Origin of the sequence: Streptomyces camelliae (assembly GCF_027625935.1) — a bacterium.
GTDB classification, from domain to species: Bacteria; Actinomycetota; Actinomycetes; order Streptomycetales; family Streptomycetaceae; genus Streptomyces; species Streptomyces camelliae.
Map to the genome: position 1 here is coordinate 8907366 of NZ_CP115300.1, position 20859 is coordinate 8928224.

General features: G+C 69.5%; 21 protein-coding genes. 7 read left to right on the forward strand and 14 right to left on the reverse strand.

Going from position 1 to position 20859, the window contains the following annotated elements:
* Nucleotides 1–236: 236 nt before the first annotated feature.
* From O1G22_RS40910 to O1G22_RS44610, 3 genes are all read left to right on the forward strand, one after another.
* Entirely contained in the window at nt 237–809 is a 573-nt protein-coding gene (locus O1G22_RS40910) for a hypothetical protein (RefSeq protein ID WP_270085945.1), read from the forward strand.
* Nucleotides 761–1012, forward strand: a complete 252-nt coding sequence (locus O1G22_RS40915; RefSeq protein ID WP_270085946.1) for a DUF6009 family protein — start codon at nt 761–763, stop codon at nt 1010–1012. Before O1G22_RS40910 ends, O1G22_RS40915 begins: the two co-directional genes overlap by 49 nt.
* A 475-nt stretch (nt 1013–1487) precedes the next feature.
* Nucleotides 1488–2087, forward strand: a complete 600-nt coding sequence (locus tag O1G22_RS44610) for a hypothetical protein (RefSeq protein ID WP_333492463.1) — start codon at nt 1488–1490, stop codon at nt 2085–2087.
* A gap of 234 nt (nt 2088–2321) precedes the next feature.
* On the opposite strand, the gene O1G22_RS40925 is transcribed toward O1G22_RS44610, so the two are convergent.
* Entirely contained in the window at nt 2322–3857 is a 1536-nt protein-coding gene (locus O1G22_RS40925; RefSeq protein ID WP_270085947.1) for a hypothetical protein, read from the reverse strand.
* 168 nt (nt 3858–4025) lie between these two features.
* Between O1G22_RS40925 and O1G22_RS40930 the strand changes: the two genes are divergently transcribed.
* On the forward strand, nt 4026–4454 hold the full coding sequence (locus O1G22_RS40930; protein ID WP_270085948.1) for a helix-turn-helix domain-containing protein: 429 nt from the start codon (nt 4026–4028) through the stop codon (nt 4452–4454).
* A gap of 141 nt (nt 4455–4595) precedes the next feature.
* Entirely contained in the window at nt 4596–6182 is a 1587-nt protein-coding gene (locus O1G22_RS40935) for a Na+/H+ antiporter (protein WP_270085949.1), read from the forward strand.
* Nucleotides 6183–6449: 267 nt separating this feature from the next.
* On the opposite strand, the gene O1G22_RS40940 is transcribed toward O1G22_RS40935, so the two are convergent.
* Complete coding sequence (locus O1G22_RS40940) at nt 6450–6992, reverse strand: hypothetical protein (RefSeq protein WP_270085950.1); 543 nt, start codon at nt 6990–6992, stop codon at nt 6450–6452.
* A 539-nt stretch (nt 6993–7531) separates the two neighbouring features.
* On the opposite strand from O1G22_RS40940, the gene O1G22_RS40945 reads away from it, so the two are divergent.
* A complete protein-coding gene (locus O1G22_RS40945) occupies nt 7532–8227 on the forward strand; it encodes a hypothetical protein (RefSeq protein ID WP_428986457.1) in 696 nt (231 codons plus the stop codon).
* A 352-nt stretch (nt 8228–8579) separates the two neighbouring features.
* Here the strand turns inward: O1G22_RS40945 and O1G22_RS40950 are convergent, their stop codons facing one another.
* The 12 genes from O1G22_RS40950 to O1G22_RS41005 form a co-directional block, all read right to left on the reverse strand.
* On the reverse strand, nt 8580–9215 hold the full coding sequence (locus tag O1G22_RS40950) for a LutC/YkgG family protein (RefSeq protein ID WP_270085951.1): 636 nt from the start codon (nt 9213–9215) through the stop codon (nt 8580–8582).
* Nucleotides 9212–10696 (reverse strand): LutB/LldF family L-lactate oxidation iron-sulfur protein, encoded by a 1485-nt coding sequence (locus O1G22_RS40955; protein WP_270085952.1) that lies wholly within the window; start codon nt 10694–10696, stop codon nt 9212–9214. The genes O1G22_RS40950 and O1G22_RS40955 overlap by 4 nt, the downstream gene beginning before the upstream one ends.
* Entirely contained in the window at nt 10693–11433 is a 741-nt protein-coding gene (locus O1G22_RS40960) for a (Fe-S)-binding protein (RefSeq protein WP_270085953.1), read from the reverse strand. The genes O1G22_RS40955 and O1G22_RS40960 overlap by 4 nt, the downstream gene beginning before the upstream one ends.
* Nucleotides 11424–12326: an amidohydrolase family protein gene (locus O1G22_RS40965; protein WP_270085954.1), complete on the reverse strand. Its 903-nt coding sequence runs from the start codon at nt 12324–12326 to the stop codon at nt 11424–11426. The genes O1G22_RS40960 and O1G22_RS40965 overlap by 10 nt, the downstream gene beginning before the upstream one ends.
* A gap of 5 nt (nt 12327–12331) precedes the next feature.
* Nucleotides 12332–13339, reverse strand: a complete 1008-nt coding sequence (locus O1G22_RS40970) for an aldo/keto reductase (protein WP_270085955.1) — start codon at nt 13337–13339, stop codon at nt 12332–12334.
* The gene (locus O1G22_RS40975; protein ID WP_270085956.1) at nt 13336–14094 is read right to left on the reverse strand and encodes an SDR family NAD(P)-dependent oxidoreductase; all 759 of its coding nucleotides are present in this window, start codon (nt 14092–14094) and stop codon (nt 13336–13338) included. Before O1G22_RS40975 ends, O1G22_RS40970 begins: the two co-directional genes overlap by 4 nt.
* Nucleotides 14095–14123: 29 nt before the next feature.
* The gene (locus O1G22_RS40980; RefSeq protein WP_270085957.1) at nt 14124–14975 is read right to left on the reverse strand and encodes a fumarylacetoacetate hydrolase family protein; all 852 of its coding nucleotides are present in this window, start codon (nt 14973–14975) and stop codon (nt 14124–14126) included.
* On the reverse strand, nt 14972–15316 hold the full coding sequence (locus tag O1G22_RS40985) for an L-rhamnose mutarotase (RefSeq protein ID WP_270085958.1): 345 nt from the start codon (nt 15314–15316) through the stop codon (nt 14972–14974). Before O1G22_RS40985 ends, O1G22_RS40980 begins: the two co-directional genes overlap by 4 nt.
* Nucleotides 15317–15323: 7 nt before the next feature.
* The gene (locus tag O1G22_RS40990; protein ID WP_270086673.1) at nt 15324–16208 is read right to left on the reverse strand and encodes a carbohydrate ABC transporter permease; all 885 of its coding nucleotides are present in this window, start codon (nt 16206–16208) and stop codon (nt 15324–15326) included.
* A 77-nt stretch (nt 16209–16285) separates the two neighbouring features.
* Complete coding sequence (locus O1G22_RS40995; protein WP_270085959.1) at nt 16286–17206, reverse strand: carbohydrate ABC transporter permease; 921 nt, start codon at nt 17204–17206, stop codon at nt 16286–16288.
* 12 nt (nt 17207–17218) lie between these two features.
* Entirely contained in the window at nt 17219–18586 is a 1368-nt protein-coding gene (locus tag O1G22_RS41000) for an ABC transporter substrate-binding protein (RefSeq protein ID WP_270085960.1), read from the reverse strand.
* Between the two features lie 142 nt (nt 18587–18728).
* Nucleotides 18729–19844, reverse strand: coding sequence for an enolase C-terminal domain-like protein (locus O1G22_RS41005; RefSeq protein ID WP_270085961.1), 1116 nt, complete (start codon nt 19842–19844; stop codon nt 18729–18731).
* A 127-nt stretch (nt 19845–19971) separates the two neighbouring features.
* On the opposite strand from O1G22_RS41005, the gene O1G22_RS41010 reads away from it, so the two are divergent.
* On the forward strand, nt 19972–20736 hold the full coding sequence (locus tag O1G22_RS41010; protein WP_270085962.1) for a FadR/GntR family transcriptional regulator: 765 nt from the start codon (nt 19972–19974) through the stop codon (nt 20734–20736).
* Nucleotides 20737–20859 lie beyond the last annotated feature (123 nt).

Sequence of the window (20859 nt, forward strand, 5' to 3'; positions counted from 1 at the left end):
CACCTGGCGCAGCTCGCCGTGCCCGACGGGCAGTCTGCCCCGCGTGAGGGATGGCCGCACGGACGCAACCGGGGAACACGATGGCAACCCGGGATGCTGTATCGGCGGCGGTTCGATGCCCCGAGTCCGGCCGATGGTCAAGACTTCGCCATGTGGCATCGGTGGCTGAGAGGGCGGGAGTCGTCCGTCGTACTGAGGGAGGAAGCAGACGGCGACTCCTGACGAAGGGCAACCTCGTGATCCCGCAACGCATCGTCCTCGCCTCGGTCGCAGGGCTCGTGTCCGCGTTCCTGCTGGCGGCCTGCAGCTCGTCGAACAACAACGCCTCCAGCACGAACCCCGGCAACGCCGCCCCCGTCGCCACGGCTGCGTCGGATCCCGCGACCTCCGCACCGACCACCTCCGCACCTGCGGACAGCGGCAACTCCGGCAGCGGGCACATGGCCACGACCACCATGCTGATGGCCAAGGCGGTGAAGGGGATGGGCACTGTGGTCACCGACGACAAGGGGCTCACGCTCTACCGCTCCGACAAGGACCAGGCGCACCCCTCCAAGTGGACGTGCGCCGGTGAGTGTACGAAGACGTGGATGCCCGTCCTGGTGCAGGACTCCGTACGGACCATGGGCGTGGAGAAAAGCCTTCTCGGCACGGTTCACCGCAACGGCATGAAACAGGTCACCCTCGGCGGCTGGCCGCTCTACCGGTACATGGGCGACACCAAGGCCGGGCAGATGAACGGCCAGGGCAAGGGCAGGCAGTGGTACGCCGTCACCTCGACCGGCCAGAAGTCCGCCATGACGGGCTGACAGGCAGATCCTGGCCTGGGCCGGCTGCCCACCCGCGAGAGCCGCCTTGCCCACCACCGCGACGGCCGCATCGTCGGTACTCCCTCCTGGGCCCGGCACTCTCCCGCGCTTCCGGCACCATCCGTCGCCGCGTCTTCTTGCTCCCGCCTCACGACCGAGACAGCCGGCCCAATGGCCTTCTACGCCAACGGAACCCCCGCTGAAGCCACCGCCCCCGGGCCCACGCAGCCCATGTCAGGGGCTGCAAGACCGAACGCTCCGAAGGCTTCCCGCCCGCCACCGCCACACGGGAACTGGGCATAACGCTCCCGCTGCACCGGGCCGATCGCAGCATGCCGCCTGTGCCACATCCGCCTGGCCCTCCTCGGTCGCTTCCGCGTGCGCACTTGGATGCGATGACCCCGGCCCTACCGAAAACGCAGGCCAGGACCCCTGCGAGCCATCGGCAGGTGAGGGCGACTGTATGTCGGTGCCGCAACACATCCCGATCTCCACCAGCCCGGCGGCCCGCCTTCCGCGTCGCATCCCGGCACACCCTCCTCCATCGCCCGCCGGCGATCGCCGGCCACTACCGGCCCCGGCTTCACCTTCGCAGCGCTGGGACCGGCAGCCCAGGGGGCGGCCTCAGTAACGCTGTGCCTTGGCCAGGACAGCCGTCAGTTTCGGCTCCGGCGGTTCGTGGCTGAAGGCAATCGGCTGTTCCTTCTTTCCAGGCTGGAGATGTTCCGCGCCGACGTACCGCGTCTCGACGACGTCGCCGGCCGAGTTCGCGAAGTTGATCTGCACGGCGTAGGAGGCTTCGCTGCGGGTTTTGTTGGTGATCGTGACCAGGACAGCGAGTACTCCGCCGGTCTGCGCTCTCGGCATACCTGTCATGGCGACCTCGGAGAGTGCGTTGCCTCGATCCTTGACGCCTTTCCCATTTGCGCTGCCGCGCTCCTTCGCTGGGTCTCGGCGTCCACCGATGCTTCGAATTCGGAGGCGCGGGCCGAGGCCGACGACGCTGCCGCAGATGCGGAAGCCCGGGCCGAGCTGACCGCTGCGGACGCCTTTGAGGCCATCGCCGACGGTGGTGTTCCGGAGAAGGATGAGGCATTCGGCATACTGGAAGCACTGGGCTGGGGTGAGGAACCGGCGTGCTGGCCAGTTCCGCTGCCGCAGCCGGCAAGTGCACTGGCAAGGAGAAGGCTTCCGAGAGTGCCTCGCAGCACGATCCGGCGCTGGCCCTTTACAGGGCCGGTGAGTCGTCTTACGGGCATGCTGCCGGCCAAGGGATGAATGAAATTCGTCCCTCCATCTTCAAGGCCGGATTCGCCGCCCGCGACGTGAGCAGCCGTCCTCTGTCATTTCAGCGGGCAGCGCCAGTGACGCAAGGCCGCTCTCTCCATGACCTGCGCACCGGATGCCCGCTGCGCAAGCGGTGCACCATGGCCACGGCCGTGCCGGAGGCGTCCTGGCCACCCACCTGCCCCCGACGTGCAGGCAGCAGCCCCCGACCGGCGGGCGTCGCTGTCAGGAGCCGGAGCGGTGGCCTCCGTGGGACTGCTGTGCTTTCGGGGACCAGGAGGCGGAGGCGCTGCTCCGCGAGGTGGCGGCGGCGGTCGGACCGGCGCTTGTGCCGGCCGACGGGGTGCTCGGCGATACCGATGGGGACGTGCCGGTCGTGGGAGCGGCCGAGGAAGGCGTCCGGCCGAGCGTCGTCAGCACCGCGTCGGTGACCAGACCGTCCGCGTTCGTGGTGAGGACGACGGGGTCGGCGGCGCCGAGAAGCCGATCGCAGCCCAGGTTGGTGAACGTCTGGTTGGCCCGCGCGGCGAGGAAACCGAAGAGGTTCGGCGCCATGGCCGGGTCCGGCGAGGGCGCCTTCTCGAACAGCGCCTTGTCCTTGAAGACGCGCTGGACGCCGGCCGGATCGCGGAAGAGGGTGGCACAGAAGGCCGCTCCGTCACCGTCGGCGCCGGCACCGACTGCGGGCATGTCGACTCCGGTGCGGTACGCGTCGGTCTTCGCGACACTGCTACGGCCGTCGACAAGCGTCATCGGGTCGTTCCGCGGGACCAGCGCGATCGGCGCCTTCTGGTCTGCCGCGGCGGACAGTTCGTCCAGCGCGAGGGCGGACGTGGCCCGGCCGTCGCCGGACTGGTCGGGCGCGGTGAACGGCTTGCAGCCAAGAGCGGGGTCCATGAACTGGGTCAGCAACAGGTTGTCGCTGCCGTTGGCCAGATCCCTGGGGGCGCTGGTGGTCGCCGACTTGGACCTGCCGTTGTGCCAGTGGTGCCGGTCGCCGCGGTTGGTCAGACGAGCGGCCTTCTTGAGTGCCGCCCTGCCGGCGGCGTTGTTCTGGGCGATACGGCCGTGCGCGTCGGTGAGGTAGTGGGTCACCACGTTGTCGCTTCCGTCCTGGTCCACGACGGAGAAGTCCCGAGTGGTCGGGCAGGGCAAGCCGTCCTTGGCGGTGCCGAGCGCCGGTACCCTGAGGTGCCTCTTGGCGATCTGGGCGTTGGCGGCCCGGAAGAAGGCCGGCGCATTGCAGTACGCGAACTGGCCGAAGACCGATCCCGGCAGGCCGTTGACGCACTTGCCCTGGGCGAGACTGTCCGAACGACCGCTTGTCCGCAAGGTCAGATTTGAGCTGTTGAAACCGAACCAGATGCCCACGGTCGAGCCGCGCGGCACCGAGGGCCGTGCGGTACGCGCGGCCGGTCTCGTGCCCTTGTCGATCACCAATGGGTTGTAGACGGTCAGCTTGCCGCTCGGGGTGACGATCGCGGCTTCCACGAACGCCGACTGATCGGGGTTGGCCTCGTGGCAGGGTCCCTGTGCCGAATCGGTCGCGACGAGCCTGTACGGCGTGGCCAGGCCACTGGCGGTGAGCGGGTTGTCCGGCACCAGCAGTGTGCAGTTCGGATCAGGTTTGCGGGCCGCCGCGGGCTGCGCGGCGGCCTCCTGCTTCTGTAGCGGGCGGTGCTGATCACGGCCTTCCGCCGCGAACACCGAACCCGCGACGACGGCGAGAATCACCGGCCCGCCGATCAACGCGAGTGACACCTTCGACCGCTTCCAGCGTCGGGCGTGCTCCCGCCGCGACGTACGCGACGACTGTGTCAAGTTGTTGCGGGCCACTGAACTGCTCCTCACTGTGCGTCCCTCCGCAGGGAGTGACCCATGGCGGCGCGGGCGCAACGACGGTCATGACAGCGCGGGCCCCTTCTCGGCGTGACGGAGGGACGACCAACCCGATCACCCGGCAAGACGGATCCACTCGCGGTACGTGCCGAGCCCACGGGATGTTCAACCGCCGCACAGGCATTGCCGAACCTTGAACGAGCGGGAGTTCGGCCTGGTGACAGCCGCCGATGCCGACGCTGGTCTCGTCGCAGGGCAGGAGGAGAGTCCCGGGCGGCACCGGGTGACTGGCACGGAACTGGAGCTGCGGCACTTTCCGGATTCGTCGCCATCGCCGAGAAACTGCACTTCGGGCGGGCCGCCGAGCGGCCGCACATCGCCCATCCGTCGTTCAGGCAGCAGATCCGGCTGCTCGAACGGGACCTGAGGGTCAAACTCTACCCGCACACCGCCCGCGGCCTCCAACTCTTCGGCGCCGCGCTGACCATGCACCGGATCGCCGGCCGGGGCTGCCGGTAACGCCTCCGAGACTCGGACAAGGGGCCGGGACACCGGGCGGTCGCTGCTCCCCGTCGGCTGCGTCACCGCCATACGTCGGTTACGTTGGTAAAGCACCTGGTCGCAGGGGGGTAACAAGCCGTAACCCACCGAGGACGCTCCATGACCGGCCTGATCGTCGTCCTGCTGTTGGTGGTCGTGGCCACAGCCGTGGCGACCGGTGCCCGGCGTTGGAGCCTGCCCGCCCCCTCGCTCCTCGTGGTCGTGGGTCTGGTCGTGGGGCTCATGCCCTGGGTTCCCGAGGTACGCCTGCCGCCTCACGTGATCAGCGTGCTGGTGCTGCCACCGCTGCTCTACGCCTCGGCCGGGGAGATCTCCGTCCGCGACCTGCGCACCGTGTGGCGGCCCGTGACCGGCCTGGTCTTCGGCCTGGTCCTCGCCTCGGCCATCGCCGTCGGGTACGTGGCCCGCGCGATCACCCCGCTCACGGCCGCGACCGCGTTCATCCTCGGCTCCGTCCTGGCCAGCACCGACCCCGTGGCCGTGACCGCGCTCGGCCGGCGCCTGTCTCTTCCACCGCGTGTGCAGGCCATGGTGCAGGCGGAAAGCCTGTTCAACGATGCCACCTCACTGGTCCTGTACAAGGTCGCCGTGGCCACCGCGGTGTCCGGCAGCGCCATCAGTGTGCCCGGGACCGTCCTGCAATTCCTGATCCTCGCGGGCGGAGGAGCCCTGATCGGGGCGGCGGTCGCCGCGGTGGTGACCCTGATCCGCAGACGGACCGACGACCCCATGCTGGAGACCGTCGTCGCGTTGGTCACTCCCTACGCCTCGTACGTCGTCGCGGAGCAGTCGCACACCTCCGGCGTGACCGCTGTCATCGTCTCCGGGGTCGTCCTCGGCAGCACCGGCCACAAGCTCGGCAACGCCCCCGTCCGCCTCCAGGTCCACGCCGTCTACGAGACCGTGACCTTCCTGCTGGAGAGCGTCGTCTTCGCCCTGATCGGCCTCGAACTTCCCTCGGCCGTCCGACATCTCGCGCGCGACGAGCACGGCTGGCCGCTGTGGGTGCCGGTGATCGCCTTCACCCTGCTGGCGATCCGCCTGCTGTGGATCTTCCCGCTGTCCGCCCTGATCCACCACCGGCACAGGGAGGGCGACAACCGCCTGTCCTGGCGCGTCCCGGCCGTCCTGTCCTGGGCGGGCACCCGAGGCGTCATGCCGCTGGCAGCCGCGCTCTCCATCCCCCTGGTCACCCACACAGGGGCGCCGCTGCCGCACCGGGCGCTCATTCTCACGCTCACCACCGGGACCATCGCACTCACTCTCATATTCCAGGGCTTCACCCTGACCACCGTCGTCCGCCGCTCCGGCATCGCTCTGGAACCGGAGCACACCGCCCGCGAGGAGGCCCGGACCCGTCGGCACATCGCCCACGCCGCTCTCGACGAGCTCAAACTGCTGGGCGATCTGGATCAGCTCGCCGATCTGGGTAGCGCCGCCGAGGCCGCCTTGAAACAAGCCCGTCGTCATCTGGAAGCGCGCATCCACCAGGTCGAAGACGCCCACTACAGCGACCCGGACGCCCGTCCCGCCGACGCCTACCGCGAGATACGCCTGACACTCATCGCCATCGAGGCGGCCGAGCTCCAGCGCCTCTACGAAGCGAACAAGATCAGCAACGCCACCCGGCGCCGGATCCAGCACGAACTCGACCTCGAAGAAACCAGCCTCCGCCCCCGCGACTGACGAGCTGCACCGAAGCCCGCCAGGCGTGGGCAGCGCGGCCGGGGTCGGGCCGGTTGGCTCCGATGCGGCCGTGGCGGCACCGGTGACCGGGACGGTGGTGGGGGTCCACCGGGATTCCATGCGCCGACCGCAGACGCCGCAGCACAGCAACTCCGCCAGGAGGTGGGTGCGTTTGGATCCGGCCTCCCGGCGGGAGATGTTGCAGCGCACGACGTCGCGGTGGCCGAGAGTGTGTCGGCGGATCGGCGAGGAAGGCCCGCACCGTGTTCAGCACCCGATGCAGGCCTTCCCGGCGTGGGTTGCGGACCGCTCGGCGGCGGACGGGCAGGGGATGCAGGAGTCGTTGAGGGCGTGGGTGATACGGGCGATGCTGTGCCCGGCCAGGTGCCGGCCGAAGATCCAGGACACGACCGGCCCGCACTCGGGGTCGGTGTCCAGACGCTGCGGGCGGACCCCACGACGGGCCAGGGCCCGGTTGGGGTGCGGGCCGGCGTCGACGAGGCGGTAGCCGTAGGGAGGCCGGCTGCCGGGGTAGCGGCCCTGGTCACGGGTCTGCACGGTCATCGCGGTGCGGGTGCGGGTGCGGATCCGGGCACGGGCGATCTCCCGCTCGGACAGGATGCCGAGCAGGATCATCAGCTTCTCCTGCCCGCCGATCTGCGGATCCACCGCCCCGCCCGGCTCCGGTACCCACACTTCGATGCCGTAGTGGTCGAAGAACGGGGCCATGATGGCGAACTGGTTGCCGTAGAAGGCCCGCTCGCCGGAGCCGATGACGACCGCACCGAACTCCCCGTCGGGATCGGCCATCGCGGCGAGCAGGACCGCTGTCTCGGGTCGGCGCCCAGGGTGCGGTGCGGCTGCGCCCGGTGTCGAAGAACTCGTCGGCGAACCGTCCGTGTCCACAGACCAGGGCCTGGGCGCATGGCAACTGCCGAGCCTGCGACGTGCTGGGGTCGTGGTGGTCCTCGGTCGACCGCGGCCGTAGAACGCAGACCGCAGGCCACTGAACCGTGGATCACCGGTCTCACGCAGCCGCCGCGTGACTGGACCGGATGGCGCTACGGCTCAACTCGTCGACGCCTGACTCCGGCCTCCGTGCGCGCTGAATCTCCTGGTGTCCAGGGTCAGCTGGCTGCAGGGCGATGCCGAGGACGCCTGCCGCGGAACTTTCACCGTCTCCCCTCCGTTCGCCCTCGACTCCACGGGCATAGTGGGGTGGTGCGCGGAAGAGGACCCCGAAGAAGTGGGTCATTCCGGTCGTGCACGCAACGCGCGTGACCGCAATCAGTAGCGACCTGCGTCGACACGGCCGAGCAGACACACATTCCAACGGGGGCTATCGCACCATGCGTTCCATATCTGTGCTCGTTGCGCGTCGGCGCGGACAGCAGCGAACCGTTCTCGCCGCCACCGGGCTCGTCGCGGCCCTGGCGCTCACCACGACCGCCTGTGGCGGCTCCGGTGCGCAGACCGCGAACGGCGCCTCCGGTGCCGCCGCTTCCCAGTCGGCCGGCAGCGCCGACGGCAAGGTCCAGGTTCCGGCCGGCCTCGCGAACAAGCTCAAGGAGCACGGGATCAACGTCTCCCAGTGGGAGAACGGCAGCTGGAAGAACTGGGACAAGTCCAAGTGGCTCAGGGACGCCAAGGACTTCGTCAATCCGGTGATCAAGGGGCTGTGGAAGCCGGAGCGGATGCAGTCGGCGCAGGAGGCCAACAAGACGGTCTCCACCAAGGACGCCTACGCCGGCCAGGGAATGAGCGATCCGGCCCCACAGCCCGTGCAGGCTCTGGCCGAGAAGACCCCGTACCACGAGTACTCCGCCCCCGTCGGCAAGGTCTTCTTCGACTCGCCCCGGGGCCCGATGGTCTGCTCCGGCACGATCATCAAGGACGTCAACCACCCACCGCCACACGTTCAGGTGACGACAAATCTCCTATGCACTCTCATTCCACTCCCTCATGGCTTGCAACAGTTCGGCACTTGCCGACACGGTGCGGCATTGCCCGGCACGCGACGCCTCGGTTTGGCAACGCACTCATAATCCGTCGGCCGTGGGTTCGAGTCCCACCCGCGCACTTCTGCAGGTCTGTGACCTGCGGAAACGTTCATTTTTGGATGTCGGATCGTCACCTTGCCTGAACGGACTAATCCGCAACTCGACCCTCTCTCGTATGGCCCCCTCGCCCGGGCGGCGGGACCGGCATGTGGGCCTGTCACCAGTGCTGCGCCATGCCCAGCTCGTCGGTGTACCGGGCAGGCGATCGACCTTCAGCCAGATCAACGTGCCGTGGATCGCGGAGTTCGCCGCAGTGCTCGCGCCAGGGGCCGGCCGTCGGCCGCGGGTGCATCCGGTGCTGGGACACGCCGTCCAGGGACGGCCCTGTATCCGAGACCTAGTCGTCCGCGATCACGACGAGGTCGAGCGTTCGCGGTCCGTGCACGCCCTCCACCCGGTCCAGTTCGATGTCGCTGGTGGCTGAGGGACCGGAGATCAGGGTCAGCGGCCGACGTGGGTGGAGCAGGCGCAGCGCCTCGGGCACATCAGCGGCGATCTGGCTGGCCCTGACCACGCAGACATGCTGGTCCGGCAGCAGGGTCAGTGCGCGGCGTCCCTGTCCGGGCCCGCTGTCGAGGACGACCGTGCCGGTGAGGGCGATCGCCGCGGCGACGGTGGTGAGTACGGCGTCCGCTGCGTCGAGTTGCCGGACTGTCAGTGGTGGAGTGTCCTCCAGCCGGGACCAGGCGCCCTCGGCTACCAGGTCTTCGGGGAAACCCGGGGGCACCACGAGGGATTTCGCTCCGGTGCGGGCCAGCGCGCGGCCCACGGCGGCGACGGCGTCGGACGGTGGAACACGGACGACAGTGGCGCGGTAGTCGGCGGCGCGTTCGACGAACAGCTCGACGACGTCCGGTCCCGCCTGGTGGGAGCGCGGATCGCGCGGGATGGGGTCGCCGTCGGAAGCTTCGGCGCCTGGTACGTCTGCCAGTGCGCTCCGGATCGCGCCCAGTACGGTGTCGCGGCCACTCATCGGCTCTTCCCGTTCCTCGTCGTACGGCCTTCTTCTCTCGTGCGCCGCCACCAGGCGCGCAGGGACTCGCGGGCCGGCGCGGGGGTGTCACGGGTGCCTGACCACCGGGCGAACGGGCCGGGCAGGACTCCGATCCGGCCGTCGCGGGCCACCAGCCGGGCGCCGAGGGCGGCGAGGCGCTGGAGTGCGGCCAGCCGCCTAGGGGAGGACAGCACCGCGCCTGCGGCCTTCATGGCGAGCGCCTCGGGGGTGGGCAGTATCCGGTCCCGGCGCTTGGCCTCCACGGCCTTCGACCGCAGATGGACGAGCACCTCCGGAATGTCGATCTTGACCGGGCAGGCGTCGTAGCAGGCCCCGCACAGGGTGGAGGCGAAGGGCAGCGAGGCCGCGTTCTCCACGCCGACGAGCTGCGGGGTGAGTACAGCGCCGATGGGGCCGGGGTAGACCGACCCGTAGGCGTGGCCGCCGGTGCGCTCGTACACCGGGCAGACGTTCAGGCAGGCCGAGCAGCGGATGCAGGACAGCGCCTGCCGGCCCACCTCGTCGGCCAGGGTCGCGGTGCGGCCGTTGTCGAGGAGCACCAGATGGAAGTCCTGCGGCCCGTCTCCCTCCATGACGCCCGTCCACAACGAGGTGTACGGGTTCATCCGCTCGCCCGTGGACGAGCGGGGCAGCAGCCGTAGGAAGACGTCCAGGTCGGCGAAGGAGGGGAGGACCTTCTCGATGCCCATGACGGTGATCAGGGTCTCCGGCAGGGTCAGGCACATCCGCCCGTTGCCCTCGGACTCCACGACCACCACCGTTCCGGTGTCGGCAGCGGCGAAGTTGGCTCCGGAGACGGCCACCTTGGCGCGCAGGAATTTCTCCCGCAGATGGAGCCGGGCCGCTTCGGCCAGGTCCCGCGGGTCGTCGGTGAGTCCCTCGGCAGCGGGCCGGCCCCACTTGCCCATCTGCCGCCGGAAGATCTCGCGGATCTCGGAGCGGCCCCGGTGGATGGCCGGTACGAGGATGTGCGAGGGCCGGTCGCCGCCCAACTGCACGATCAGTTCGGCGAGATCGGTCTCATACGCGCGGATGCCGGCCTCGGCGAGCGCCTCGTTGAGGCCGATCTCCTGGGTCGCCATCGACTTGACCTTGACGATCTCGTTCTCGCCGGTCGCCCGCACCAGCCGCGTGACGATGGCGTTCGCCTCGGCCGCGTCCGCCGCCCAGTGGACCGTGCCGCCGGCGGCGGTCACCGTCTCCTCCAGCCGCAGGAGATGCCGGTCGAGGTGGCGCAGGGTACGGCGCTTGAGGGCAGCCGCCGTCTCCCGCAGGTCCTCCCAGTCGTCGAGCTCGGCGGTGACCGCCAGCCGCCTGTCCCGGATGGTGCCGGTGGCCCGGCGCAGGTTCGCGCGCAGCCGGGTGTCGGCGAGCGCGGCGCGCGCTGCCTCGGGGAAGGGCGGGGTGCCCAGCCATACGACATTGTCGGCGCCGCTCACCGTACGCTCCCTTCGGTGGAGGCCAGGATCTCGGCCAGGTGCATCGTGCCGACGCCGGTCCGCAGCCGGGACAGGCCGCCGCCGATGTGTGTCAGGCAGGAGTTGTCGCCCGCGCACAGGTATTCGGCGCCGGTGTCCAGGACATGGCGCATCTTGTCGGCCAGCATGGCGTTGGACACGTCCGCGTTCTTCAGCGCGAAGGTGCCGCCGAAGCCGCAGCAGGACTCGGCGGCGGGCAGTTCGACGAGGTCGATGCCCTTCACCGCGCGCAGCAGCGTGAGCGGCCGGTCGCCGACGCGCAGCATGCGCAGCGAGTGGCAGGTCGGGTGGTAGGTGACACGGTGCGGGAAGTGGGCGCCGACGTCGGTGACCCCGAGGACGTCGACGAGGAGTTCCGACAGCTCGTACACCGTCGGCACCACCCGCTCGACCGCCTCGGTGAGCGCGGCGTCCCCCAACTGGGCTGCGACCACACGGTGTTGGTCGCGGACCATGCCCGCGCAGGAGCCGGAAGGAGTGACCACGGCGTCGTAACCCGCGAAGACCTTCGAGAAACGGCGCACCATGGGCAGAGTCTCGGGGCGGTAGCCGGTGTTGAAGTGCATCTGGCCGCAGCAGGTCTGGCCCTGCGGGAACTCCACGGTGTGGCCGAGCCGTTCCAGCAGTTCGGTCACCGCGCGGCCGGTGCGGGGGAACATCATGTCGTTGAAGCAGGTGATGAAGAGAGCTATGCGCATGGTGCTTCCTGAGTGGCCGGGGAGCCAATGACGGTCAGGCCGTAGGTCCGCAGTGCGGTTCCGGTGAAGACCTCACGGCGTTCGGTGAGGTGGAGTTCGGCCGTCAACTCCTTTGCTGTGGCGACTACTTCGGCGTAGGTGGCGGCCAGTCGACAGACGGGCCAGTCGGAGCCGAACTTCAGCCGCCGCGGGCCGAAGGCGTCCAGCACCGTGTCCGTGTACGGCCGGAGGTCCTCGACGCTCCACCGGTCCCAGTCGGCCTCGGTCACCATGCCGGAGAGCTTGCAGACGCTGTTGGGCAGTGCGGCCAGCAGGCGCACCGCGCCCGCCCACGGCCGCAGCTCGCCCGAGGCGATGGGGGGCTTGCCCGCGTGATCGAGTACGAACGTGAGGCCGGGAAGCAGGCGGGCGCTCTCATACGCGGCCGCGAGCTGGTGGGGCCTGACGACCAGGTCGTACACGAGCCCCGCCTCGGCCACCGCGGCGAGCCCACGCAGCACGTCCGGCCGCATCAGCCAGCGAGGATCGGATTCGCCTTGTACCTGGTGGCGGATGCCCACCAGGTACTCACCGCCCGGCCCCTCCCGCAGCGCCGCGAGCGCGCGGGCGACATCCGGCGAGGTCAGGTCGGTCCAGCCCACGACGCCGGCCACCAGGTCGCTGGCCTGGGCCAACGCCAGGAACTCGGGTGTCTCCTCCGGCACGTCGATCGTCTGGACCAGGACGGTCGCCGTGACGCCGGCGGCCCGGGCCTCGGACTCCAGATCGGCGAGCGGGAAGTCGCGGCGCAGCAGGCCGAGTTCCTGTCCGGTGATCCAGTCCTGGTCGCGGACAGAGAGGTCCCATACGTGGTGGTGTGCGTCGATGACGCCCTCAGCGGTGCTCGTCTCCATGGCGGTCACCCCCACGACTGAGGTGCGGCGGCGGGAACGGGGACGTGCGGGGGCAGCAGCTCCTCGGCACGTAGTTCCTCCCAGAGCGCGGCCGGTACCGTTCGCCGCATCTGGTCCACCGTGTCCCGGACCTCCTTGGCGGAACGCGCGCCGGACAGCACGCTCGCGACCGCCGGATGGCCGAGCGGGAAGCGCAGAGCTGCTGCACGCAGCGGCACGCCGTGGCGGTCGGCGACCGCTTTCAGGCACAGCGCCCGGTCCAGTACATGGGGCGGGGTGGGCGTGTAGTCGTACATGGCCCCGGGTTTGGGGTCGGTGAGCAGACCCGAGTTGAACACCCCGCCGACGATTACACTCCTGCCACGGGCGGCGGCCTCCGGCAGTACCTCCGCGAGCCCCTCCTGCTCCAGCAGGGTGTAGCGGCCGGCGAGCAGCACCACGTCGATGTCGGTCTCCCGCAGGAAGCGGGCGGGGAGCGCGCACTGGTTCACTCCGATGCCGATCGCCTTGACGACGCCTTCGGCGCGCAGCCGTTCCAACGCCGGGTAGGCCTCGGTGAGGGCCTGCTCGGCGTGGTCGTCGGGGTCGTGCAGCAGGGCGATGTCCACACGGTCCAGGCCGAGGCGATCCAGGCTCGCTTCCAGGGAGCGCAGGACGCCGTCGGAGCTGAAGTCCCAGACGCGGCGGTGAGTGTCGGGCACGGCGAAACCGTGGGCGAGATCGTCGCCACGGCCACCCTCCGGGTGGGGTTCGAGCAGCCGCCCGACCTTGGTGGAGACGGTGTACGTGTCGCGGTGCCGGCCGCGCAGCGCGGCACCCAGGCGGCGCTCGGACAACCCGAGCCCGTAGTGCGGGGCGGTGTCGAAGGTGCGGACGCCCGCGTCCCAGGCCGCCTCGACCGCAGCGAACGCGGCCTCGTCGGTGACCGGGCGGAAGAGGTTGCCGATGCCGGCGGCCCCGAACGACAGCTCGGTGACCCTGACGTCGGTGGTGCCCAGCGTGGTCGTTCTCATGAGCCGGCCGCCGGGCGCAGCCGGAGTCCCTGCACGCCACCGTCGACGGCGAGGGCGATGCCGGTGACGGAGGCCGCGGCGGGGCTCGCCAGGTAGACCACGGCCGCTGCCACCTCGTCCGCGGTGACCAGGCGGCCCAGGGGCTGGCGTGCGTCGAGGGCTGCGCGTTCCGCCTCCGGGTCGTCGGCGGCGTCCAGGAGCCGGGTCACCCAGGGTGTGTCGGCGGTGCCGGGGTTGACGCAGTTGACGCGGATGCCCTCACGGACGTGGTCGGCGGCCATCGCCAGGGTCAGCGACAGCACCGCGCCCTTGCTGGCGGAGTACAGGGCGCGCTGGGGGAGGCCCGCGGTGGCTGCGATGGAGCACGTGTTGACGACCGCCGCGTGCGACGAGCGCCGCAGATACGGGAGGGCGGCCCGGGTGGTGCGTACCGTCCCGAGGACGTTGACGTCGAGGACGCGGTGCCACTCCTCGTCGGGGTTGTTCTCGACGCTGCCGATGGCGCCGATGCCCGCGTTGTTGACCAGGATGTCCAGGCCACCGAGCCGCTCGGCGGCCTCCGCCACGGCGGGGCGCACCGAGGCGTCGTCGCCGAGGTCGGCCCTGATGGCGATCAGCGGCTCGGGGGCGCCGGAGGGGTCGAGGTCGAGGACGGCCACCGTGGCGCCGTGCTCGGCCAGCATCCGGGACGTGGCCAGCCCGATGCCGGACGCGCCGCCGGTGACGACGGCCTTCAGCCCTGACAGGCCGCTCAAGCTCCTCAAGCTGCTCAAAGGGGTGCCTTTCACGCTTGGCCGAAGGTCTGCCGCTGGGCGCCGAGGCCGTCGACGGAGAGCTCGACGCTGTCGCCGGGGCGGAGATAGGGGGTGCCCGGGAGGCCGAGGGCCACGCCCGCCGGAGTACCGGTGTTGATCACGTCACCCGGCTCCAGGACCATGTACTGGCTCAGGTACGACACGATGTGGCCGACCGGGAAGATCATGTCGCTGGTGTGGCCCTCCTGCCGCTTCACGCCGTTGACGCTCAGGTGCAGGCCGAGGTCCTGCGGATCGCCCACCTCGTCGGCGGTCACCAGCCACGGTCCGAGCGGGTTGAAGGTCTCGCAGGACTTGCCCAGGTCCCACTGCGACGAGTACTCCAGCTGGAACTCCCGCTCCGAGACGTCATGGCTGATCGCGTACCCCGCGATCACGGCCCGCGCGGCTTCCGGGCCGTCGAGGTAGCGGGCCCGTCGTCCGATGACGACCGCCAGTTCGACCTCCCAGTCGGTCTTCACGGAGCCGCGGGGGATCAGCACTTCGTCGTACGGGCCGATCACCGTGCCGGGGTCCTTCATGAACACCACGGGCCGCGGGGGGATCGCCGCGCCGGTCTCGGCGGCGTGGTCGCGGTAGTTCAGGCCGACGCAGACGATCTTGCCAGGGCGGGCGAGAGGGGCACCGATCCGCAGACCGTCCGGGTCCAGCTCGGGCAGACTTCCCGCCGCGACCTCCGCCCGGGCCCGGTCGACACCGTCCGAGGCGAGGAAGGCGCCGTCGATGTCGGAGGTCACGGGGGACAGGTCGAGCAGCCGCCCGTCCTCGGTGCGGACTGCGGGACGCTCCTCGCCGGGCGCGCCGACTCGTAGAAGTTTCACCGGGCGTCTCCTTGCGATGGGTGCAGATGCCAGATCTCGGTCAGGTCGGACCAGCGGCCCCCGGTGCCGGTATCGGCCCAGGCCTCCTGGCAGGGGTCGGTGAGCTTCCACCAGGCCTGGGTGGTCGCGTCGGTGCCGATCGCGGCCATGTCGGCCTCGAAGTCGTCGCCGTGGTACTCGAAGTAGGCGAACAGCGTGTCCTCGCGCAGGAAGATGCTGTAGTTGCGGATGTTCGCGGCCCGCAGCGCGGCCTCGACGCCCGGCCAGACCGCGGAGTGCAGCCGCAGATACAGCTCACGGTGTTCGGGCCGCAGGCGGATCGTCTGGGCAATCCGTTTCATCTGTGCCTCACTCCTTGGTCGCGCCGGCGAGCATGCCGGCCACGAGGGCGCGCTGGGAGAAGAGGAAGACGATCAGCACGGGGACGATGGTGACCAGGGTGGCCAGGGCCAGTTCGGGCCGCATGATCTGGTTGCCGGTGCCGCTGGAGGTGTTGAACAGCGGCGAGGCGGCGAGCAGGTTGTTCAGCCCCACCTGCGCCGGATACTGCGAGCTGTCGGGGAGCATCACGAACGGCAGGAAGAAGTTGTTCCAGTTGCCGACGAAGTTGAAGAACCCGACCAGGGCGATCACCGGCTTGGCCAACGGCATCGCGACGAGACGGAAGACCTGCCACTCCGAGCAGCCGTCGATCCGCGCGGCGGACAGCAGGTCGGCGGGGACGTTGGAGGAGAAGTAGATGTAGGTGAGGTAGACCCCGAACGGGAAGAAGGAGAAGGGCAGGATCACCGACCAGATCGTGCCGTCCAGGTGCACGGCGTTCATCCCCAGGTACAGGGGAAGCACCATCGCGGCCGTCGGCATGAGCATCACGAGCATGGTGATGGTCAACAGCATCCGGCGCCCGATGAACTGGGTGAGAGCCAGCGCGTACCCGGCGGGGATCGATGTCACCAGCGTGATGGCCAGTGCGCCGAACGTGTAGAGCGCCGAGTTCTTCAGCCAGGTGAGGATGGCGCCGTCCTGGAAGGCGTAGAGATGGTGCCAGGCGTCGGCGATCGCGCGGGGGGAGCCGAAGGAGAACGGGTCGTCCCGCACGATCTGGCCGTCGGTCTTGGTCGTGGCCAGCAGGAGCCACACCACCGGCACACAGAAGAACAGCACAGCCAGTGCCATGACGATGAGCCAGGCCAGCCGGGCGGCCAGTGAGCGTGGGCGGCGCGTCCGGTGCATGGGCTTCCTCGGGCTGGTGCGGGCGCCGGCGGTACGGGGCGGCGGGGTTCGGCGGGCTGTGGTCGTGGGAGCCGTGGTCATCGTTCGTCCCTGTCGAACAGGCCGGTACGGAAGACGACGAGCGCCGCGCAGGCCAGGCCCAGGATGAGGAGGTCGACGGAGAGCGCCGCCGCGCCGTTGAAGTCGCCCGCCTGGAAGGCGTACTGATAGGACAGCTGGTTCGGTGACCAGCTGTCGGGGATCATGCCCCAGCTGGCGAGGGAGACCAGTTGTGGCTCGACGAAGAGCTGGGTGCCGGCCGCGAAGGCCAGGATCAGCATGTACGCGATCCACTTGGTGATCATGGGGATCTGGATGCGCAGGGCGATCTGGAGCGTGCTGGCGCCGTCGATGCGGGCGGCCTCCAGGATTTCGTCCGGGATGCTGTTGAGCGCGCCGTACATGACCACGATCCAGCCGCCGGCCCCGGTCCAGAAGGCGATGACGGTGAAGAGAACCGGCAGGTGGCCGGGGGCGTTGACCTGGGCGAGGGTGTTCCAGCCGAAGCCCTTGAGCAGCCAGCCGACGGGACTGGCGGCCGGGTCGAGGAGGATCAGGAAGAGCAGCACGCTCGCCACCCCGGCGAGGGCGCCCGGCAGGTAGAACAGGAACCTCAGGGTGGTGGAGGCCCTGCGCATGCGGCCGTGCAGCATCAGGGAGAGCAGCACCACCAGGATCATCAGGCTGGCCAGCCAGATCACCAGGTACAGGCCGATGTGGAGGAAGGCCGGTCCGAAGCGGTAGTCGGTGAACGTCCGGGTGAAGTTGCCGATCCCGACGAGCTGGTTGCGGGAGTTGGACAGCGCCAGCCACACCGCGTAACAGGTGGGCAGGACGCCGAAGGCGAGAAGGAACAGGACATAGCCGGAGACGAAGACGTAACCGGCGCGTCCGACCGGGTTGCGGGCCGAGCGGCCGCCGCGGCGGCCGTTCTGCTCCGTTGCGAGGTGGGTGGTCATCGGTCCGCTTCGCTAGTTGACGGTGTATCCGAGGGATTTGGCCTTGTCGGTGATGGCCGTCTGCCAGGTGCCCAGGGTGTCGATAAGGGGCTTGCCCGAGTTCAGGGCCGGGACCACGGTGGAGGAGTAGATCGCTTCCTGGCTGTACTGGGTGGCGGACCAGCCGGGCCAGATCAGTTCTGCCGCCTGTTGGAAGACCGGGGCGACGTCCTCGGCGAAGTAGCCGGTCTCCTTCTGGCCGGCGAGCCAGGCGACGGCCGCCTGCTTGTACGCGGGGTAAGTGCCCGCGGTGGCCTGGTAGGCGTTGGAGGTCGTCATCCAGGTGACCAGGTCGGAGGCCGCCTTGAGGTTCTTGCTGTGGGAGGAGACGAACCACAGCCCGCCGCCGACGTTGCCGGTGTAGTTCTTGGCATCGCCCTCGAACTTCAGCGGCGAGGCGGCGGCGATCTGCCCCTTGGGGATCTTGAAGGTGGAGTTGAAGAGCACCTGGCCGTACCAGGAAGGGCCGGGGAGCATGAGGACCTTGCTCGCCTGGTTCTTGATGAAGCCGGCGCTGAAGACGGTGTCCTTGGACACCGAGCCCTTGGCGATCAGGCTGTCGAGCAGCTTGGCCATCCGGGTGCACTTGGCGTCCTGCAGGTTCACGGTGACCTTCTTGGCGCCGGTCGTGGCACTGGCCGGGCACTGGCTCGCCCAGAAGTACACCTCGGGCGACCAAGCGTCCCCGGCGGTGCCGACCAGGTATCCGGGGTGCTCCTTGGCGACCCGGTTACCGAGCGCCTCGTACTCCTCCCAGGTGGTCGGGACGGAGTAGCCGAACTTGTCCAGGAGCTTCTTGTTGTACCAGAGCACGTTCTGGGCCAGGTCGTTGCGCAGGCAGTAGGTGGTGCCGTTGAACTTGCAGGGGTTCAGCGCGCCGTTCGCGAAGCCGCTCAGGGTGGACTGGGGGATCAGGCCCTTGTCGACCGGGGCGGCAAAGGGGGTTTTGCCCTGAGCGGTCCAACTGCCGTCGTTGACGTTGGCGCTGAAGGCGACGTCCGGCCAGCCGCTGCCGGCCCGGTCGAACAGTTGGACCTTTGTCTGCAGGTCATTGGCGCCGTTGGCGTCCCCGCTGTACGTGACGATCTTGATCTTCACGTCCGGGTGAGCCTTTTGATAGGCCTGCACGCCGGGGACCCGGGCGGCGTCCGCCCAGACCGTGATCTGGCTGCCTTCCTCCTGCTTCACAGGCTTGAAGGTCGCGGGGGAGGAGGGCGCCCCGGCGGCTGCGGGATCCGCGCTGCCGCAGGCGGCGAGCGCGAGAAGGGAGACGGCGCCCAGGGCCGTGCCGGCAACGCGTCTGACCTGGCGGCGGGAGGTGACGGGAACGTCGCTGTTCATGACTGACCTCATGTCTGCGTTCTGCGGAGATCCGCGGGATGTCGGCGCAAGCACCGGAGCGGGGAGGTGCGGAGGGATCAGATACCGAAGGCGTGGAGGGTCGGGCAAGGGGCGATCGTGAGAGTGGGAGGGACTGGACGGATCAGGCCTTCGGTGGCGTCAAAGTCTCCTTGTCGACAAACCGTTGAAGGGCGGGAGGGTAGTCCAGGCCGGCGGGCAGCGCCACGCCGGGCCCGGTGGGGGCGTGGACGAGTCCTTGGGCGTCGATGCCGCTCTCGCGGCTGATGGGATTGCCCATGACCAGGGACTCGTAGTAGGTGGTGTTCGAGATGGCCATGCACAGGTGTCGGTTGGGGATCTCCGGCCCGTGCACCTCGGCGCGCAGCCGGTAGGCGTCGGCGAGGTGGGCGGTGCGCATGGCGCCGGTGAAGCCGCCGCGCAGTTGAGTGGAGGCGCGGACGCCGAAGGTGGCGGCGCCGGCCTGGATGAAGTCGGCCGAGTTCATGTGGGCCCCGTCGGAGGTCTCGGCCACCAGCAGGGGCACCGCCACCGCGTCGGAGAGGCGCTTGTACGCGGTGATGCTGAACTCCCGGATCGGCTCCTCGTACCAGAGGTAATCCGCGTCGGACAAGGCGTGTCCGAGGTAGATCGCGTCGGGGAGGTCGAATCCGGCGGACCCGTCGAACATCAGGGGGATCGCGTCCCCCACGTGTTCCCGCAGGGCCACCGACAGCCGGGCGTCGCGGCGTGCGTCGCCCCAGGCGTGGAGCTTGATGGCCGGGTATCCGAGCTCCAGGGCCTGGTCGGCGATGTCCAGGTACTCCTCCACCGAGGAGTAGGTGACAGTCGAGGCGTAGGCGGGGATCGAGGTGCGGAAACCGCCCAGCATCTGCCAGGTGGGCCGGTCCGCGAGCCTGCCGGCCAGGTCCCACAGCGCGGTGTCGACGAGGCCGAGCAGGTAGAGGGGCAGCTCCTCGGTGCGGTCCAGCTCCCACATGCGGTGCCACAGCCACTCCCGCTGCAGCGGGTCCTGGCCCACGAGCTCCTTGCGCAGGAAGCGGTCCAGCACGTCCGCCAGGATGACGGCGCTGCCCCGGCGGGGGGCCATCGCGATGCCCTCGACCCCTTCGTCGGTGCAGATGCGCAGCACCGCGGCCTCGCCGTCTGGCGGGCTGCCCAGCAATCCGTCACGCCAGACGAACGGCGGACTGGCGCCCGGAACCCGGATCGGATAGCTCTCCACGTCGGCAATGCGCACGGTCGTTACCCCTTGCAGTGGCAGCTATTGCTGCGAAATTTTCGTGTAACGTAAGTCGTCATACGAATGCTGTCAAGGTGTTCGGCGCAGTAGACTCGGCGACGTTCCACACCGGTGAGGGGGCCATATGGCGAAGAGCGGTCGAAGCGGCGTCGAGGATCCGTCGGCCCTGAAACCCTGGCCCAGGCGACCGGCGCGGCTGGCCCATGCGGTGGTGGAGTCCCTCACCGACAGCATCGTCTCGGGTGCCATCCCGTCGGGCTCCACCTTGCCGGTCGAACCCGAACTGTGCGAGACGTTCGGCGTCAGCCGCATCACGATCCGTGAGGCGGTCAAGTCGCTGGAGGCCAAGGGGCTGGTTCGGGCCCGGCAGGGTTCAGGCACCACGGTCACCCAGTCCGAGGAGTGGAATCTCCTGGATCCTGTCGTGCTGGCGGCCACCGTCCAGCACGACGACGAACTTGTCGTGCTGGACCAGCTTGTCGGCGTGCGTTCGGCTCTTGAGGCACAGATGGCGGCCCAGGCCGCCGAGCTCGCCACCGATGACGATCTCCGGGAGGTCGAGCGGCTGCTCGGCCGCCTTGAGGAGGAGATCGCCACTCCTGCCCGGTTCATCGAGACCGATGTGCTCTTCCACGACCGGATCATGCAGGCGTCCCGGAACAGGCTGGGTCGTTCCATCATCCGGACCGTCCACACCCAGGCCCGCAGTACGTTCCTCTACAACGGCACTCCCGACGGCCACGCGTGCGAGCAGGCGAACGCCGAGCATTGCCGGATCGCCGAGCGGCTTCTGGCCCGCGACCCCCAGGGCGCAGCGCAGGCCATGACGGCACATATCGAAGCGGCCTGGAGCCGCCGCCGTACCCCGCACCCCGGTCTCACCGGTTGACCGCATCCCGGCCCTTGCGTGCGCCGGAACCCGTCCCCGAGCCGTCAGGCCGGGGGCGGGTTTCTTTTGTGGTGCAGATCTGTTTCTGCGGCACATATTGACAGCATACGTATGACGACTAAC

Excerpts from the sequence above, each read along its gene's own strand:
- O1G22_RS40945 (WP_428986457.1), top strand. The coding sequence starts at position 7,532 with ATGCGTTCCATATCTGTGCTCGTTGCGCGTCGGCGCGGACAGCAGCGA.
- O1G22_RS41010 (WP_270085962.1), top strand. The coding sequence starts at position 19,972 with ATGGCGAAGAGCGGTCGAAGCGGCGTCGAGGATCCGTCGGCCCTGAAA.
- O1G22_RS40965 (WP_270085954.1), bottom strand. The coding sequence starts at position 12,326 with ATGGAGACGAGCACCGCTGAGGGCGTCATCGACGCACACCACCACGTA.
- O1G22_RS40940 (WP_270085950.1), bottom strand. The coding sequence starts at position 6,992 with ATGGCCGATCCCGACGGGGAGTTCGGTGCGGTCGTCATCGGCTCCGGC.
- O1G22_RS40935 (WP_270085949.1), top strand. The coding sequence starts at position 4,596 with ATGACCGGCCTGATCGTCGTCCTGCTGTTGGTGGTCGTGGCCACAGCC.
- O1G22_RS40990 (WP_270086673.1), bottom strand. The coding sequence starts at position 16,208 with ATGCACCGGACGCGCCGCCCACGCTCACTGGCCGCCCGGCTGGCCTGG.
- O1G22_RS40950 (WP_270085951.1), bottom strand. The coding sequence starts at position 9,215 with ATGAGTGGCCGCGACACCGTACTGGGCGCGATCCGGAGCGCACTGGCA.
- O1G22_RS40970 (WP_270085955.1), bottom strand. The coding sequence starts at position 13,339 with ATGAGAACGACCACGCTGGGCACCACCGACGTCAGGGTCACCGAGCTG.
- O1G22_RS40995 (WP_270085959.1), bottom strand. The coding sequence starts at position 17,206 with ATGACCACCCACCTCGCAACGGAGCAGAACGGCCGCCGCGGCGGCCGC.
- O1G22_RS40985 (WP_270085958.1), bottom strand. The coding sequence starts at position 15,316 with ATGAAACGGATTGCCCAGACGATCCGCCTGCGGCCCGAACACCGTGAG.
- O1G22_RS40960 (WP_270085953.1), bottom strand. The coding sequence starts at position 11,433 with ATGCGCATAGCTCTCTTCATCACCTGCTTCAACGACATGATGTTCCCC.
- O1G22_RS41000 (WP_270085960.1), bottom strand. The coding sequence starts at position 18,586 with ATGAACAGCGACGTTCCCGTCACCTCCCGCCGCCAGGTCAGACGCGTT.